This window comes from Pseudomonas sp. AC239, from assembly GCF_979258545.1.
This window is the reverse complement of the sequence record NZ_OZ409864.1, coordinates 408,924-425,918: the sequence shown is the minus strand read 5'-3', so window position 1 is coordinate 425,918 and position 16,995 is coordinate 408,924. Positions and strand designations below refer to the sequence as shown.

Annotated in this window: 9 protein-coding genes; 7 read left to right on the top strand and 2 right to left on the bottom strand. The window is 59.9% G+C overall.

Annotated features, from left to right (window positions below):
* Nucleotides 1-418: 418 nt before the first annotated feature.
* On the bottom strand, nucleotides 419-679 hold the full coding sequence (locus ACZ0AZ_RS01960) for a DUF2790 domain-containing protein (RefSeq protein ID WP_039757975.1): 261 nt from the start codon (nucleotides 677-679) through the stop codon (nucleotides 419-421).
* 423 nt (nucleotides 680-1,102) lie between these two features.
* On the opposite strand from ACZ0AZ_RS01960, the gene acs reads away from it, so the two are divergent.
* From acs to argR, 7 genes are all read left to right on the top strand, one after another.
* Nucleotides 1,103-3,058, top strand: coding sequence for an acetate--CoA ligase (gene acs, locus ACZ0AZ_RS01955; RefSeq protein WP_039757973.1), 1,956 nt, complete (start codon nucleotides 1,103-1,105; stop codon nucleotides 3,056-3,058).
* A 724-nt stretch (nucleotides 3,059-3,782) separates the two neighbouring features.
* Nucleotides 3,783-4,556, top strand: coding sequence for an ABC transporter substrate-binding protein (locus tag ACZ0AZ_RS01950; RefSeq protein ID WP_039757969.1), 774 nt, complete (start codon nucleotides 3,783-3,785; stop codon nucleotides 4,554-4,556).
* A 91-nt stretch (nucleotides 4,557-4,647) separates the two neighbouring features.
* The gene (locus ACZ0AZ_RS01945) at nucleotides 4,648-5,337 is read left to right on the top strand and encodes an ABC transporter permease (protein WP_016773583.1); all 690 of its coding nucleotides are present in this window, start codon (nucleotides 4,648-4,650) and stop codon (nucleotides 5,335-5,337) included.
* Nucleotides 5,334-6,032: an ABC transporter permease gene (locus tag ACZ0AZ_RS01940; protein WP_016773584.1), complete on the top strand. Its 699-nt coding sequence runs from the start codon at nucleotides 5,334-5,336 to the stop codon at nucleotides 6,030-6,032. Before ACZ0AZ_RS01945 ends, ACZ0AZ_RS01940 begins: the two co-directional genes overlap by 4 nt.
* 1 nt (nucleotide 6,033) lies before the next feature.
* Nucleotides 6,034-7,146: a succinylglutamate desuccinylase/aspartoacylase family protein gene (locus ACZ0AZ_RS01935; RefSeq protein ID WP_039757964.1), complete on the top strand. Its 1,113-nt coding sequence runs from the start codon at nucleotides 6,034-6,036 to the stop codon at nucleotides 7,144-7,146.
* Between the two features lie 27 nt (nucleotides 7,147-7,173).
* On the top strand, nucleotides 7,174-7,938 hold the full coding sequence (locus ACZ0AZ_RS01930) for an ABC transporter ATP-binding protein (RefSeq protein ID WP_003227281.1): 765 nt from the start codon (nucleotides 7,174-7,176) through the stop codon (nucleotides 7,936-7,938).
* Nucleotides 7,939-8,187: 249 nt separating this feature from the next.
* The gene (argR, locus tag ACZ0AZ_RS01925) at nucleotides 8,188-9,168 is read left to right on the top strand and encodes a transcriptional regulator ArgR (protein WP_129997444.1); all 981 of its coding nucleotides are present in this window, start codon (nucleotides 8,188-8,190) and stop codon (nucleotides 9,166-9,168) included.
* Between the two features lie 7 nt (nucleotides 9,169-9,175).
* Here argR and ACZ0AZ_RS01920 read toward each other — a convergent pair whose 3' ends face one another.
* Complete coding sequence (locus ACZ0AZ_RS01920; RefSeq protein WP_463538613.1) at nucleotides 9,176-16,954, bottom strand: dermonecrotic toxin domain-containing protein; 7,779 nt, start codon at nucleotides 16,952-16,954, stop codon at nucleotides 9,176-9,178.
* Nucleotides 16,955-16,995 lie beyond the last annotated feature (41 nt).

Genomic DNA, 16,995 nt, shown 5'->3' with positions numbered 1-16,995 from the left:
GACGGGTTCCGAGAGCCTCTGATGGGCGCAATCAGCGTCGGGCACTGTTGCGGGGCTTCAGAATGGCTTTTGCTCCCTGTAAGGGAATATTGCTGACCCGTATAGGGCGGCATTATAGGGAAATTTTTACCGGCGTGGTGCGGCGAATCGGCTCATGTGAGGCCGAGGAGGGCGATGATTTCGGTCCGACCGAGGGATTACAGGGCTTTGCGCGGAGTCGACCCTGGCAGATTTTTTTTCGTTAATTTTTTGGCAGGTGTTTTTTTGTTTAAAAAATAGCCAGAAAAGTGCGTTTTTCACTATATCTAGTGTTTTGCAAGCCTTTTTCGCGGCTCCAGACACAACTGAGCCCGACCGGAGCCGGGCTGGAATCGACCCTCAATGTAGCGTTGAGCGATCCGATTCGGTGCAGTCTGATTCAGTTCGTGCAGCCGTTGCCCATGATGCTGTAGTGCAGGATGTGGCGTTGGCCTTTGTGGTCGTCGTATTCCATTGTTGCCGGCACTACTTCGCAGACATTCGGAACCTCGCTCATCGAAACAACTTTGGCGACATCCAGATGGGTGGAGTAAGTGTATTCCTCGATTACCGGTTGTTGCTGTGCGACATCAGTCGGGACCTCGTCTGCCATGGCGGTTGCGCACAGACTGCTGAGGGCCAGAACCAATAAAGCTTTCATTTCTAATTCACCTTTTTGAGGTCGAGTGGGGTCACGCAACCTTTTTAGGGTTGCGTGTGGAGCTTGAGTAGTTGATGCGTTACTTGGAGAGCTGGATTAACGGCCTTCGTGGGGGCTGTAACGTTGTTAATCGCGGTTGCCTTGTTGGCGAGGTGAATTTTAGGGCGGTGGTGTGTCGGTAAACAGGGGCGGTTTTGATAAACACTTTTGATAGATTTGGTAACAATCGATTCAGGTCTTGGTGTCTGGCCGGATGGGGTTTGCCTGACGGACCGCGTTGACTGCATCGCTGGCAAGCCAGCTCCCACATGGAATGCGGACATTTTGTAGGGGCTTGTTACTACCATCGTCGAATGGTTCTATGGGCCCCACCCGGCTACAACGGGGTCATACAAAAACAACTATTACACCGAGGTAGGAAAGATGAGTGCGGCTTCTCTGTATCCCGTTCGTCCCGAGGTTCTGGCAAACACGCTGACTGACGAGGCGACCTACAAAGCCATGTACCAGCAGTCGGTCGTCAACCCGGACGGCTTCTGGCGCGAGCAAGCCCAGCGTCTGGACTGGATCAAGCCTTTCACCACGGTGAAACAGACCTCGTTCGACGATCACCATGTCGACATCAAGTGGTTTGCCGACGGCACCCTGAACGTTTCCTACAACTGCCTCGACCGTCATTTGGCCGAGCGCGGCGACCAAGTCGCGATCATCTGGGAAGGCGACGATCCTTCCGAAAGCCGCAACATCACTTACCGCGAACTGCACGAGCAAGTGTGCAAACTGGCCAACGCCCTGCGTGGTCAGGACGTGCACCGTGGCGACGTGGTGACCATTTACATGCCGATGATTCCCGAAGCCGTGGTCGCCATGCTGGCCTGTACCCGGATCGGCGCGATTCACTCGGTGGTGTTCGGCGGTTTCTCGCCGGAAGCCCTGGCCGGCCGCATCATCGACTGCCGCTCGAAAGTGGTGATCACCGCTGACGAAGGCATCCGTGCCGGCAAGAAGATTTCCCTCAAGGCCAACGTCGACGACGCCCTGACCAACCCGGAAACCAGCAGCATCCAGAAAGTCATCGTCTGCAAGCGCACCGGTGGCGACATCAAGTGGAACCAGCATCGCGACATCTGGTACGAAGACCTGATGAAAGTCGCGGGCACCGTCTGCGCGCCGAAAGAGATGGGCGCCGAAGAAGCGTTGTTCATCCTTTATACCTCCGGCTCCACTGGCAAGCCGAAGGGCGTGCAGCACACCACTGGCGGTTATCTGCTGTATGCGGCGATGACCCACGAGCGCGTGTTCGACTACCGCCCGGGCGAAATCTACTGGTGCACCGCCGACGTCGGCTGGGTCACCGGCCACAGTTATATCGTCTACGGCCCGCTGGCCAATGGCGCGACCACCGTGCTATTCGAGGGCGTGCCGAACTATCCGGACATCACCCGGGTGGCGAAGATCATCGACAAGCACAAGGTCAACATCCTCTACACCGCGCCGACCGCAATCCGCGCGATGATGGCTTCGGGTCAGGCGGCCGTGGAAGGCGCCGATGGCAGCAGCCTGCGCCTGCTCGGGTCGGTGGGTGAGCCGATCAACCCGGAGGCCTGGGACTGGTACTACAAGAATGTCGGCAAGTCGCGTTGCCCGATCGTCGATACCTGGTGGCAGACCGAGACCGGCGGCAACATGATGAGCCCGCTGCCGGGTGCTCACGCGCTGAAGCCGGGTTCGGCGGCGCGTCCGTTCTTCGGCGTGGTGCCGGCGCTGGTCGACAACCTCGGCAATATCATCGAGGGCGAGGCCGAAGGCAATCTGGTGATTCTCGATTCGTGGCCGGGTCAGGCGCGTACGCTGTACGGCGATCACGATCGTTTCGTTGATACCTACTTCAAGACCTTCCGTGGCATGTACTTCACCGGTGACGGCGCGCGTCGCGATGCCGACGGTTACTACTGGATCACCGGGCGCGTGGACGACGTGCTCAACGTCTCCGGGCACCGCATGGGCACCGCCGAGATCGAGAGCGCGATGGTCGCGCATCCGAAGGTTGCCGAAGCTGCGGTGGTGGGTGTGCCGCATGACATCAAGGGGCAGGGCATCTATGTCTATGTGACCTTGAAGAATGGCGAGGAGCCGACCGAGCAGTTGCGTCTGGAGTTGAAGAACTGGGTGCGCAAGGAGATCGGCCCGATCGCTTCGCCGGACGTGATCCAGTGGGCACCGGGGCTGCCGAAGACCCGTTCGGGCAAGATCATGCGCCGCATCCTGCGCAAGATCGCCACGGCGGAATACGATGGGCTGGGCGACATCTCGACCCTGGCGGATCCGGGTGTGGTGCAGCATTTGATTGATACGCACAAGACCATGAATGTTGCTTAAGTAGCAGGTTGATGTGCTGAAAAGCCCTGTTCGGTGTATGCCGGACAGGGCTTTTTTGTGTCTGCTGGTTTTGTGTTGGTAGGGCTGGCCTCATCGCTGGCAAGCCAGCTCCCACAGGTTTTGTGGTGTATTGCAGATTTCGGTTCCGGCACAAATCCCTGTGGGAGCTGGCTTGCCAGCGAAGGCGATCTGTCAGACACCGCAGTAGTCACCTGTAGGAAACCGCAACACCCCAACCAATAATTATCGATCTGCACCGTCAGGCCTTTCCCGCTGTTACCCGCCACGACCCAATGTGTAACCGCCCGCGCCAAACCGGGGCGATGGGAAACGCGATGCCCCGTTTTAGAGCCTCATAAGCCCCGCTGAAAAATAAGACACAACGCTGCGCTTGCCGGATTAGAAGGGTTTGCGAATAATGGGCCCGCAACTTGCAATATGTATCGGTTCACTGTCTTTCGCTCTTGCATGAATTTGCAGGGCTGTCAATGAGCTCAAACCGCTTTCTCGGTGCATCTGTAATTAGTTGTCGCATTGAAGAAATATCGGCTTCGGGCCTGTCGTTAGAATGCCGATCACTCGCTCATCGTGGCCGACGTTGAAATCGCCTGCGGTTTCAATGGGAAATTTCCCGCCGATGCGCAACCGATTTCCGATTCACCCATTCGCATATTGGGCTGTCGCTCACTCTGCCGTTTTTGCCCTTTACCGATGGAGTCCCAAGATGAAGAAACTTGTGCTGCTTGGCGCCCTGGCACTGTCCGTGCTGTCGCTGAATGCCGTCGCTGACGAAAAACCTGTGAAGATCGGCATCGAAGCGGCTTACCCTCCATTCGCTTCGAAAGCTCCGGACGGCAGCATCGTCGGTTTCGACTACGACATCGGCAACGCGCTGTGCGAAGAAATGAAGGTCAAGTGCGTGTGGGTCGAACAAGAGTTCGACGGCCTGATCCCGGCACTGAAAGTGCGCAAGATCGACGCCATCCTGTCGTCGATGTCGATCACCGAAGATCGCAAGAAGTCGGTCGACTTCACCAACAAGTACTACAACACCCCGGCGCGTCTGGTCATGAAGGCTGGCACTCAGGTCAGCGAAAACCTGGCTGAGCTGAAGGGCAAGAACATTGGCGTACAGCGTGGCTCGATCCACGAGCGTTTCGCCCGCGAAGTTCTCGCTCCACTGGGCGCCGAGATCAAGCCGTACGGCTCGCAGAACGAAATCTACCTCGACGTGGCTGCCGGTCGCCTGGACGGTACCGTGGCTGACGCTACCCTGCTCGACGACGGTTTCCTGAAAACCGACGCCGGCAAAGGCTTCGCATTCGTTGGCCCGGCCTTCACCGACGTCAAATACTTCGGCGACGGCGTAGGTATCGCGGTGCGCAAGGGCGACGCCCTGAAAGACAAGATCAACACGGCCATCGCGGCCATCCGCGAAAACGGCAAATACAAAGCAATCCAGGACAAGTACTTCGCCTTCGATATCTACGGCAAGTAAGACGTCTCTGCGACAAGTCCGAAATGGCGCAAGCAACAGAATCTCTGCGGTTTGCGCCATTTTTTCATCCCAACTTTCGAGGACCTGAATCATGTTGAAAGGCTACGGGGCTGTCATCCTCGATGGCGCATGGCTGACGCTTCAGCTCGCCTTGTCGTCCATGGCTCTGGCCATCGTTCTCGGGCTGATCGGTGTCGCGTTGCGCCTGTCGCCAGTGCGCTGGCTGGCGTGGCTGGGCGACCTGTATTCGACGGTGATCCGCGGCATTCCCGATCTGGTGCTGATCCTGCTGATCTTCTACGGCGGTCAGGACCTGCTCAACCGCGTTGCGCCAATGCTTGGCTATGACGACTACATCGATCTGAATCCTTTGGCCGCCGGTATCGGTACCCTCGGTTTCATCTTCGGTGCGTACCTTTCGGAGACGTTCCGGGGTGCGTTCATGGCGATCCCCAAGGGCCAGGCCGAAGCAGGCATGGCGTACGGCATGAGCAGTTTTCAGGTGTTCTTCCGGGTGATGGTGCCGCAGATGATTCGCCTGGCAATTCCCGGCTTCACCAACAACTGGCTGGTACTGACCAAGGCCACCGCGCTGATTTCCGTGGTCGGTCTGCAAGACATGATGTTCAAGGCCAAGCAGGCGGCGGATGCCACGCGTGAGCCTTTCACCTTCTTCCTCGCGGTGGCGGCGATGTACCTGGTAATCACCAGTGTCTCGTTGCTGGCATTGCGTCACCTTGAGAAGCGCTACTCGGTAGGCGTAAGGGCGGCTGATCTATGATCTTCGACTACAACGTCATCTGGGAGGCACTGCCGCTGTACTTCGGCGGCCTGCTGACCACCCTCAAACTGCTCGCGCTGTCGCTGTTCTTCGGCTTGCTCGCGGCGTTGCCCCTGGGGCTGATGCGCGTCTCGAAAAACCCGCTCGTCAACGGCGCCGCGTGGCTGTACACCTACGTGATTCGTGGCACGCCGATGCTGGTGCAGCTGTTCCTGATCTACTACGGTCTGGCCCAGTTCGAAGCGGTGCGCGAAAGCTTCTTGTGGCCGTGGCTGTCGAGCGCGACGTTCTGTGCGTGTCTGGCTTTTGCGATCAACACCAGCGCCTACACCGCGGAAATCATCGCCGGCAGCCTCAAGGCTACGCCGAACGGTGAGATCGAAGCGGCCAAGGCCATGGGCATGTCGCGCTTCAAACTGTACAAGCGCATTCTGCTGCCGTCGGCCCTGCGCCGCGCGCTGCCGCAGTACAGCAACGAAGTGATCATGATGCTGCAGACCACCAGTCTGGCGTCGATCGTGACGCTGATCGACATTACTGGCGCGGCACGAACCGTCAACGCGCAGTTCTACCTGCCGTTCGAGGCGTACATCACCGCTGGCGTGTTCTACCTGTGCCTGACCTTCATTCTGGTCAAGCTGTTCAAACTGGCCGAGCGTCGCTGGTTGAGCTACCTCGCGCCACGGAAGCACTGATATGCAACGCATCGACCACGTATTGCCGTGGAGCCACCTGGGCAGCGAGCGCAAAGTCTCGGTTTTCCGTTTCGGTAGCGGCGAGCGCAAGGCCTACATTCAGGCCAGCCTGCACGCCGACGAACTGCCGGGCATGCGCACCGCCTGGGAGCTGAAAAAGCGCCTCGGCGAGCTCGAAGCGCAGGGCTTGCTCAACGGTGTGATCGAGCTGGTGCCGGTGGCCAATCCTCTGGGTCTCGGGCAATTGCTGCAAGGCAATTTCCAGGGCCGTTTCGAGGCGGGCAGCGGCAAGAATTTCAACCGTGACTTCGTCGAGCTCAGCGCGCCGGTAGCGGCGGCACTGGGCGACAGGCTCGGCGATGATCCGCATGCCAACGTGCGCCTCATCCGTCAGGCCATGGCCGACCACCTGGCCGGTTTGCCCGAAGCGAGCAGCCAGTTGCAAGGCATGCAGCGTGTGCTGCTCAGCCACGCCTGCACCGCCGACGTGGTTCTGGACCTGCACTGCGATGCCGAAGCCGCGCTGCACATGTATGCGCTGCCGCAGCACTGGCCGCAGTGGCGTTCATTGTCGGCGCACCTGAACGTCAAGGTCGGTTTGCTCGCGGAAGATTCCGGCGGCAGCTCCTTCGACGAAGCCTGCTCGTTGCCGTGGCTGCGCCTGTCGCGGCAGTTCCCCGACGCGCAGATTCCTTTGGCATGCCTGGCGACGACCATCGAGCTGGGCGGGCAGGCCGACACCGGCCGCGTCGAAGCCGAGGCTTACGCCGAAGGCATTCTCGCGTTTCTCGCCGAGCAGGGCCTGATCACTGGCGAGTGCCCGAACCCGGCCTTCGAACCGTGCGAAGGCATGCCGTTCGAAGGCACTGAATTGCTGTTTGCGCCGCACCCCGGTGTGGTGAGTTTTTCCCGCAAGCCCGGCGAATGGGTCGAGGCGGGCGACGAGATTTTTCAAGTGATCGACCCTGTGTCCGATCGGGTCAGCACGGTATGTGCTGGTACGTCCGGGGTGCTGTTCGCCATTGAACGGCTGCGCTATGCCCAACCCGGTTTCTGGCTGGCCAAGGTGGCGGGGCGCGAAGCGCTGCGTCACGGGCGCTTGCTCAACGACTGACTGACTGTTTTTGTGAGAACCGACCGCATGTACAAACTTGAAGTCCAAGACCTGCATAAACGCTATGGCAGTCACGAAGTGCTCAAGGGCGTGTCCCTGAAAGCCGCCGCCGGCGATGTGATCAGCATCATCGGCTCCAGTGGCTCCGGCAAAAGTACTTTCCTGCGTTGCATCAACCTGCTCGAGCAGCCGCACGCCGGCAAGATTCTGCTCAACAACGAAGAGCTGAAACTGGTGGCGAACAAGGACGGCGCGCTGAAAGCGGCTGACCCCAAGCAGCTGCAGCGCATGCGTTCGCGCCTGTCGATGGTGTTCCAGCATTTCAACCTGTGGTCGCACATGACCGCGCTGGAAAACATCATGGAAGCGCCGGTGCACGTGCTCGGCGTATCCAAGGCCGAAGCCCGCGAGAAAGCCGAGCACTACCTGAACAAGGTTGGCGTGGCCCATCGTAAGGATGCATTCCCTGGGCATATGTCCGGCGGCGAGCAGCAGCGTGTTGCGATTGCCCGTGCGCTGGCGATGGAGCCGGAAGTGATGCTGTTCGACGAACCGACCTCGGCCCTCGACCCGGAGCTGGTCGGCGACGTGCTGAAAGTCATGCAGGCGCTGGCGCAGGAAGGTCGCACCATGGTTGTGGTGACTCACGAAATGGGCTTCGCCCGTGAAGTGTCGAACCAGTTGGTGTTCCTGCACAAAGGCGTCGTCGAAGAAAGCGGCAACCCGCGCGAAGTGCTGGTCAACCCGCAGTCGGAGCGCTTGCAGCAGTTCCTGTCGGGCAGCCTGAAATAAATCAGGGCTGCCGTTGTGCACCAGATTAGGTCATGCTTCGCGATCTTCTGGCTGGCTCAGATCCCTTGTGGGAGCGAGCCTGCTCGCGAAAGCGGTGGTACAGATAGCAATCATGTTGACTGATACACCGACTTCGCGAGCAGGCTCGCTCCCACATTTGATCTTCGTTGGTTTCAGGATTTGTGTTCATTTCCGGGCTAGCATTGGCCCATGCCTTCATCACCGTTGTTCGTTTCGGATTGCCCGCCCATGACTGCCCATCGAATTGGTTTCCTGATTTGGCCCAGCACTAAAGCGTTGACGCTGGCGCTGGCGGAGGAGGCCTTACGTGTTGCGCAGCGGGTGCACCCGGACGTGGTTTACGAACTGTCGTTCTTGCAGGCCGAACCACAGGCCGAAGGCGCCTGGCAATTGCCCGGCGAGCCTTGGGCCGGCAAGCTGGAGAACTTCCAGAAACTCTTTCTGCTCGCTGATGAACCACCAACCACCCTCGCGCCGGCACTGAGCAGCGCACTCAAGCAAGTGGTGCGCGCCGGTTGCGTGATCGGTGGTCTGTCGGCCGGTGTCTATCCGTTGGCCCAGCTCGGTCTGCTCGACGGCTATCGCGCCGCCGTGCACTGGCGCTGGCAGGACGATTTCGCTGAGCGCTTCCCGAAAGTCATCGCCACCAGCCATCTGTTCGACTGGGATCGCGATCGTCTGACCGCTTGCGGCGGCATGTCGGTGCTCGACCTGCTGCTGGCGGTGCTCGCCCGCGATCACGGCGCGGAGCTGGCCGGTGCGGTTTCCGAAGAACTGGTCGTTGAGCGCATCCGCGAGGGTGGTGAGCGTCAGCGCATTCCGTTGCAGAATCGTCTCGGCTCCAGCCATCCGAAGCTGACCCAAGCGGTGTTGCTGATGGAAGCCAACATCGAAGAGCCGCTGACCACCGACGAAATCGCCCAGCACGTGTGCGTATCCCGTCGGCAGCTGGAGCGGATCTTCAAGCAATACCTCAACCGCGTGCCGAGCCAGTACTACCTGGAATTGCGCCTGAACAAGGCGCGGCAGATGTTGATGCAGACCAGCAAGTCGATCATCCAGATCGGCCTGTCCTGTGGCTTCTCCTCGGGGCCGCATTTCTCCAGCGCCTATCGCAACTTCTTCGGTGCCACGCCGCGGGAAGATCGCAACCAGCGGCGCAGCAGCAGCCCGTTCGAATTGTCGTCAGTGCCGCCAGAGCGCGGCTGATCGCGGCTTAACTGTCGCGGTTGAACTCCACGCCGACGGAGATCTCCGACCCGTCACTGTCATCGGGCGATGGATTCAGGTTGACCTGACCGGCCTGCTCTTCAAGCAGGCGCATTTGCCGTGCGCGGTTGTAAGCCTCAAGGCGTTGCAGACTCTGCGGATTCAGTGGATTGCCGCTGAAGTTGTAGTGCGTCGCCACGTCGCCGGGAGTCGATGGAAACTGACTCGGCAACTCGCTGATGACGTTATCCGCCAGGTTCACTGACTTCAGTCCTGGCACATCGAACAGTCCTTTGGGCGTTGCGCGCAGGCCGATATTGTTCAGACGCAATATCTGCAGATTGGCCAGTTTGCTCAGCGCAGGAACGTTGCCTAGCGGATTGTCGCCCAAGTCCAGAGAGACGAGGTTTTGCATTCCGGCGATGGCATCTGCAGTTTGCTGGGGCAGCGTCAGGCGGCAGTCGGGCAAACTCAGGGTCGTCAGTGCATCCAGTTCAATAATTGCCGGCGGGACTTCCCTCAGCGGGTAATTGCGGATGTCGACCACGCTCAGCTTCGGAAAAAGCTCCACCAGGCGATTGACGCCGGGAGGCGACGCGGCGGTGCTGGTCAGTTCCAGCTGTTCGATGTAGTCGAAGCGTCCGGCCAATGGCGGCAACTCTCCCGAGAAGGCCAGATCGCAGACGAACGCGTTGTCCTTTGGCGATTTCGGATAGCGGCGCAGGCGCGCCTCCAGATTTTCCTTGAAGCGTTTTCGGCTGGCTGATTCCCGCCGCGCCGCTTCGCCGGTCAGCGGCGTGCGCAAAACCGGATGGTGCGCAGTCTCGTTGCACCAGGTATCGAGTCGCGTGAGCAGGCGCGTCATCTCCGTCTGTCGGCGCGCCAGTTCGACACGTCCGTCCGCCAGTGTGCCCGGCAGACGGTACAACAAGTCGTTGGCGTCCAGGCCGGTCAACGAGGGGTACAGCGATTGCATCAGGTTGAGGTCGGCCGGTTCGGCCCAGACGCCAAAGTTGTCTGCGGTCATTTGAAAAGTTGCCTTGATGCGTTCTCTGGACGCCGCTGACAGCGGATTGGCGCCTACGTCAATGCCATGCCCGGCGTAAGGAACGAGGTCGCCGGGCAGCTCGGCAATGTTGTTGTCGTTCAATAACGCGGCGTTCAACTGTGGCAGTCGCTCAAGCCCTGCGGGCACAGAGTCGATTCCGGTCCGGATCAGGTCGAGAAATCTCAGATCCGTCAGCGCTGATACGTCCGGGGTGGCCTCCAGAGTGTTGCCGAACAGGTCCAGCGCCTTCAAACGGCCCAGCGTGGACAAGATCGCTTGCCCCGCCGCATCGAGCGTGATCCGGCATTTGCTCAGCATCAGGGTTTCCAGCGACGGTGTGCTCTGCAGAACCTGCGGGATCCGGCCAAGGTTGAAGTCTTTGAGTTCCAGCCCGCTTAATCCGTTGAAGCTGCGTAGAAAGCCGTCAGGCACGCTCAGCCCCGGATTACCATCAATTTGCAAATGCGTAATGTGGCCGAAATCAGCGTTCAACGGCGGTAATTCGCCGGCAAACTTAGCGCTCGTTTCAAACCTGTCCAGGCGTAACGCCAAATTTCCGGTTCGTCGGCCACGCCACAGTCGTTCCAGTCGCTTCGCGAATTCTTGTCTGGCGTCCAATTGCGCCACTCTTTGCTCGGCCGTCCAGAATTGTCCTGTGGACGGATCATTGGCTGGGATTTGGTCACGCCATGTATTGAGGTCGGCGATCATTCGGGCGAGTTCCGCTTCCCAGCGAAGCAACTGCGCCGTGCCGGCCTGCAAGGTGCCGGGCAGACGGTAGATCATGTCGCTGGCCGCCAAGTCGTTCAGTCCCGGAAAAAGCTTTCGCGCCAGGGCGATGTCCGCCGGCGCGGGGCTCACCCCAAAGTCGTGTGCGTGGCTGGCATGGTAGCGCTTGATTCGCTCACGGGTAGCGAGGGACAGCGGGTTGTCGTTCAGATACAAGCCATCGAGGCGTTGTGGATTCGCTGCGAATAGAGTCTCCGGCAACTCTGTGATGAGGTTGTTATTGAGGTACGCGTACTGCAGAACCGGGTGATCGACAATGCCTTCGGGCAGGACGGTCAGGCCGGCATTCATCAGAAAGACATCCACCAGCGCCGGCATGGTGCGCAAATCGGGCGCCATGGCCAGCGGGTTATTACTCAGATCCAAAAGCTTCAGCGTGGGCAAGGAATTGAGTACTTCCTGTCCGACAGGTGTGAGCTTCACGGCGCAATGACGCAGGCGCAGTTCCTTGAGCGTGCGCAGGTCCGCCACAAATGCTGGTATATCGTTCAGGGCAACGGCTTTGAGCTCCAGAGCCTGCAGGTTCGGGAAGCGTTCGACGAACGTGCCGATGTTACTGATTGCAGCGTTTGCGTTTAGCTTCAGACTTGCAACGTGGCTGAAATCCGCCGACAGCCGTGGCATGTCGCCAAAAAACTTCAGGTCGGCGGCAAAAAACTTGCTTCGCGCTGTAGTCTCGCTCGACCGCTGTCGCCAAAATGCTTCCAGTGCTTCTTTGAACGCAGTTCGCGCCGCCGTTTGCGTCTGTAATTCATCGGCCGACAGCACCTGCCCGGTAACCGGGTGAGCGGCGGTGATTTGCTCTGTCCATTGCGCGAGATCGAGCTGCATCTGCTCCAGCTCTGCGCGCCATTGATCCAGCTGCATGCGACTGTCCGCCAGGTCGCCTGGCAGGTCGTAAATCATATCGCTGGCCTGTTGCTGATCGAGCCCGGTAAACAGTTGTCGGGCAAGGGCAATGTCCTGATCATCGGCGCGCACATCAAAATCGTTCTTATGGAGGCGGTAATAGGCTTTGATCTTGTCGCGTGTCGTGGCCGAGAACGGGTTGTCGGAAAGATAAATGCCGTCGCTGCGAGCCCCCGGGATCTCGAACAGGGCGTCGGGGAGGTCGGTGATGCGGTTGCCGGTCAGCACCGCAATGGGCAGCTTCGGATGAGTGGCCAGTCCATCGGGGAGTACAGTGAGACCGCTGTTGGACAGGTCGATATACCTCAGTTCAGGCAGCAGATTCAGATCGGGAAATGTCCCCAGCGGGTTGTCGCTCAGGTCCAGCCTGCGCAGGCCGTTCATGGACATCAGGGCTGCCTCGTTTTCGGGGGTCAGAACCACGCCGCAGTTTTTCAGCTCCAGTTCGGTCAGACCGGGCAGGCTGATTCCGGCCAGCGTCGGTGTATCCAGTGCGAAGCTGTCCAGACGCAGGGTAGTCAGGTTGGGGAAGCGTTCCACGAAAGGAGCGATGGCGGAGAGGTTGCTGTTGCCGCTCAGGTTCAATCGCGACACATGGTCGAAATTGGCGCTGAGGACGGGCATGGCGCCGCTGAACTCGGCACGCGCCCTCAGCTCGTCAGCGCGGCCGAACCCGGTCCGGGTGCGCCAGAACAACTGAATTTGCCGGGCAAAGGAGCGCCTTGCATTGGTCTCGCGGGTCTGTGCTTCAGGGCTCAACGGCTCGTCCGATCCAGGCGGAGCCACGGAAGCCTGTTCGACCCACTGCTCCAGTTCAAGATTGAGTTGGCTCAGCTCTGCCTCCCAGCGTGACAACTGCGCCCGTCCCTCGGCCCAGTTCCCGGGCAACCGGTACAACACCTCAGTAGCCTGCTCGGCGTCAATATTGGGAAACAGGTTCAAGGTGCGTTGCAGGTCTTGCGTCTCGGGGCGGACACCAAAGTATTTGCCGGTGTGGTTGTAATAGTTTTTCACCCGTTCCCGTGAGGCCGTCGACAATGGATTGTCGGCAAAGGTGTAGCCATCGCTGAGGGAGCTGGCGAGGTTGAAGAACCGCTCGGGAATGCCCGTGATCCGGTTGCCGTCGAACTGCGCGGAGATTAGCCGCGGGTGATCGAGTATGTCATCCGGCACGGCGTAAAGTCCGGTATTGGACAAGTTGACGTAACGCAGCGAAGGCATCGTGTGCAGGTCGGGAGGCAGGCCCAGCGAGTTGCCTTGCAGGTCCAGCAGGGTGAGTTGTGGTAACGATGCGAGCACCGATTGCGTGGTCGTGGTCAGGCTGATCCGGCAATCACGCATGCGCAATTCGCGAAGCGCCGGCATCGAGGTGAGCGACTGAGGCAGGCTCGGCAGGTTGAGATTGTACGCATCCAGTCTCTGCAACCGCTGGAACGACTGCAAAAAGCTGTCGAAAGCACCGGTCATGGTGTTGCCATTGATCGCCAGCCAGGTGATATGGCTGAAATCGGCCGACATCACCGGCAAGTCACCCATGATGCGGAGAGTCAGCAACATGGCGTGGCCCGAGGCGGCGCCCTGCGCATCGATCCCGACGACATTCTCTCGTCGCCAGCCCAGCAGCAGTTGTTCCCTGAATAAACGTCGGTTGCGAATTTCGGCTTGTCGCTCGATTGACGTGAGCGCGCTGCCTGTCAGAGGGTGCCGGGCGGGCGGGTTGTTGGCCCAGACCTGAAGCTCGTTCTGCAATTGCAGGTAGTCGGTTTGCAAACGGACCATTTCCGCGCGCCAGCCCAGAGGACTGGCGCGCATGCGTTGTGCGAAGCGGCTTGATTCAGCGGCCGACATCCTTGGATAGAGTGTTCTTATGTTGCGCTCAAGGGCGCCAATGGTCTCGCCTTTCACGACGATTGGAGGGGGAAGCCGCGGGTAACCCTCTACCCCCAGGATCCGTAATGTGTCGATCATCGGTGGCTTGATCGGATTTTCCGACAGCACCTGCCGCAACTCGCTGCGTTCCAGCGTGCGTTCGCGAATCGCGGTTTTCAGCGTCTGGCCCTCACCGATTTGCAGGGCGAGGCTCTGGCGTTCACTGTCCGGCAGCGCATAGAGCAGGCTGGAGTAGAAGTCACTGAGCGAATGCAGTGCCTGGCCGCGATCGTCGTAAGGTTGATATTGACCATCATCGTTGCGCACGAGGACTTTCTGCTCGGGAGCCTCTTCGCTTCCGATGCTATCGAGGACCGGGCCGTCGTAGCGGCCGTCGCGGATTTCGATGCGCACGTCGCCGCTCCAGCCTGGCAGCAGTTTGAGGCTGTGCAGGGCGAGGGAATCGGAATCGGCATTGCTCACCGAGCCGAGCTGCAGTCCTTCGTAGGCGCGGGTGACGCGCACTTCCTGGCGCGCCAGTTGCAGCAGCTCCTGCTGGCGCGGCGGAACCTGACCCTGATCCAGCTGCAACATTTCGTCGCCGGTAGCGGTATCGAGCAGTTCGCGGGTGACGCTGGCCGGCAGCTCGGGTGCCTGGGCCTTGAGCGGTTGGGCCAATGGATCGTCGATACGCTGCAGCGCCTGATAGCGCGACTCGAACAGCGCGCTTTTGTGGGTTTTCGCAAGGCCGGCCAATTGCTTGCGCAGGGTCTGGCTGCGGACATCCAGTGGTGGGGTCAGCGCAAAGGGTTCGTCAAGCAGCGCCTTGATTTGTTCTTCGTCGAGGGCGGAGAGCAAGGATTTGAGCAGGTCGCCACCGATCAGCCGATCCTGCCTCAACTCGGTCAGGGGCAGGCTTTCGTCTGCGGAGGATTGCCAGAGCAGTTCGCCGTTGCGATCAACCAGACGCAGCCGCCTGTTGCTCGGCCAACGGCCATGGTCGGTCAGCAGTTGCAACTGGGTGACCGGATCGGCACGCAAGAAATCTTCAGACGTTTCGCTGTCCATCTGATCGACGAAGCGTTGCAGCTGCTGGTCGATCTTGAAGCGCTGAATGCTGTCGGCCAGCAGCGGCGGGAGCTTTTCCTGATTGACGTGCATCTTGCGCAGGGCGTCTTCGCTGGTGCCGCTGACCTGCAGAATGGTTTCCCGCTCGGCCGGCGAAAAGCTCTCCACCGACGGGCCGATGCGGCGCAGTGCGGTTTCGCCATCCCATTCGAGCGGTTGTTCGAGCTCTGTGTGCCAGGCGCCCTCACCGTTGTGGCGGAGTGCAGGCTGGTAGGCGTCGGGCCGGGTGGGGTGTTCGATGCGGTACTGCCCGGGCTCCTCGGCGGGCTTCAGGGAAAAATGCGCATCGTCGAGCGGCAGCAGTTGCTTGTCCTGGTGGGCGTGCAGACCGAGTGCATCGGGTTGCGAGTCGGCGGGCGGACGCAGTGGGTGCTTGTAGCGTTCAAGATCGGGCTGCCAGTAGCGGGTTTCGCCTTTGGCCAGTTTCACCGGTTTGAATCGGTCGATGAACGCCAACACGTCTGCAGGCAGCACCTTGCGAAACTCGGCTGCGCCAATCGCACCGCCCACCGCGAACAGGCCCAGCTGAATCATCGATTCGACGGTATCCATCAGGTGCCCGATGGCTTCGGTGTTGCGACCCTGTGCCCATTCGACGATGCCTTCGAAGGTTTCGTCGAGCATCTGGTAAGCCATATACGCCATCATCGCTTCGCCCAGTACCGGCACGAATGGCGCGACAATCAGGGCTGCGGTCTGGGCGATGCTGGAAAGGATATTGACCACCGAATCCCAAAAGGCCCAGCGCACGCGGTGATCGACCCAGGCCGTCGGGACAGCGATGACTCGGGCATCGTTGAAAACCTTGTTCAGTTTGGCCTGGTGCAAGTGTTGCAAAAGGCCATCGTAAAACGGCACGAGCGCGCTCTGCAGATCGGGCCGTTCCACAGGCGCTTCCCGCCAGGCGGGCAGGGCGCTGCCGAGCTCGTGCGGATGCCATTTGATTTCGCTCAGGCGACTGTTGAGTGTGCTGAAGAAGTAGCCGCGCTGTTCGTGATTGACGAAGCGGCTGAAGAACTGTTGGTACTCTTTTGAGCGCAACTGGCGCGTCAGCTCGACGAGCATTTCAGCCGGGGACGCATATTCCTTGAACGGATGCTCGGGATCATTCGGTACATAGGCCACGACGCGTGCGGCATTGCGCGTCTGGTACAGATCCGGAGCGAACACGACGATGCCGGTGAGTGGTGCGCAGAGCATCGTCACGTCATGACACAGCACCGGTGCATCGTTGATGTAGAGCCCTGTCATGCCGTCGAGCATGGCGTCGACCAGGCGGAAATGATTTTCCGACACGTCACGGTGCATCCGCGCCCACTGCAGCGCGGCTTTCATCGCGGCCTTCTCGCTGGCGTCCAGTTTGGCGCGCAGGCTCGAGGCGAGCGCAGGGTCGGAGTAACCGAGATTTTTTTCCAGGCTGGCCTTGTACTGCGCACCGATATCCAGTCGGCGGCACAGTTGGGTAAACGCCGGGATGCTCAGTCTGGCCTTGATGTCCGGCAGTGGCTCGAACTGCCCGCTGGCCGATGGTGCGGTGGTGTAGGTCGATGCGGCTTCGAAGGCGTGTCCGTGGGTTTCACGCTCCTCGAAATTGTGCAGCGCGGCGTCCAGCAGCGATACCGTCCAGACGCGGGCGCCCGTGCTGATCGCAAACCACGGCGTCGTCACCGGAATATACAAGCGCACATAGGTGTTTCTGACATCCACGTCGAGGTTGAAGCAGTTTTTCAGTTCCGCTTTGAGCAGAGGCTCGGCGAAAGCGGCGGCGTCCTGCAGATGTTCCAGGCTTTTGTCTACCTCGCTCTGCGCGGTGATAGTGGTCGCAGTGAGTTTCTTCATCACGGCGTGTTGCTCGGCGGGAGCGGACTTGAGCGCCTCAGGCACTAGAGCCGGGCTGTTTTTCAGTGCCTCGCGGCGGGAGGCCGAGGTGTTGCCGAGCCATTGGGGAATCGCGTTTTTCAGCGGTTGATAGTGCTCGTCCGGATGTTGTGGTTCGGGCGTCTTGCTAGAGGTTGTCGGTGAGTGGCCATCAGACAGGTGCATGAGCATTCCTTGGCGTTGAGAAGAACCCTCAGCAAATCAGC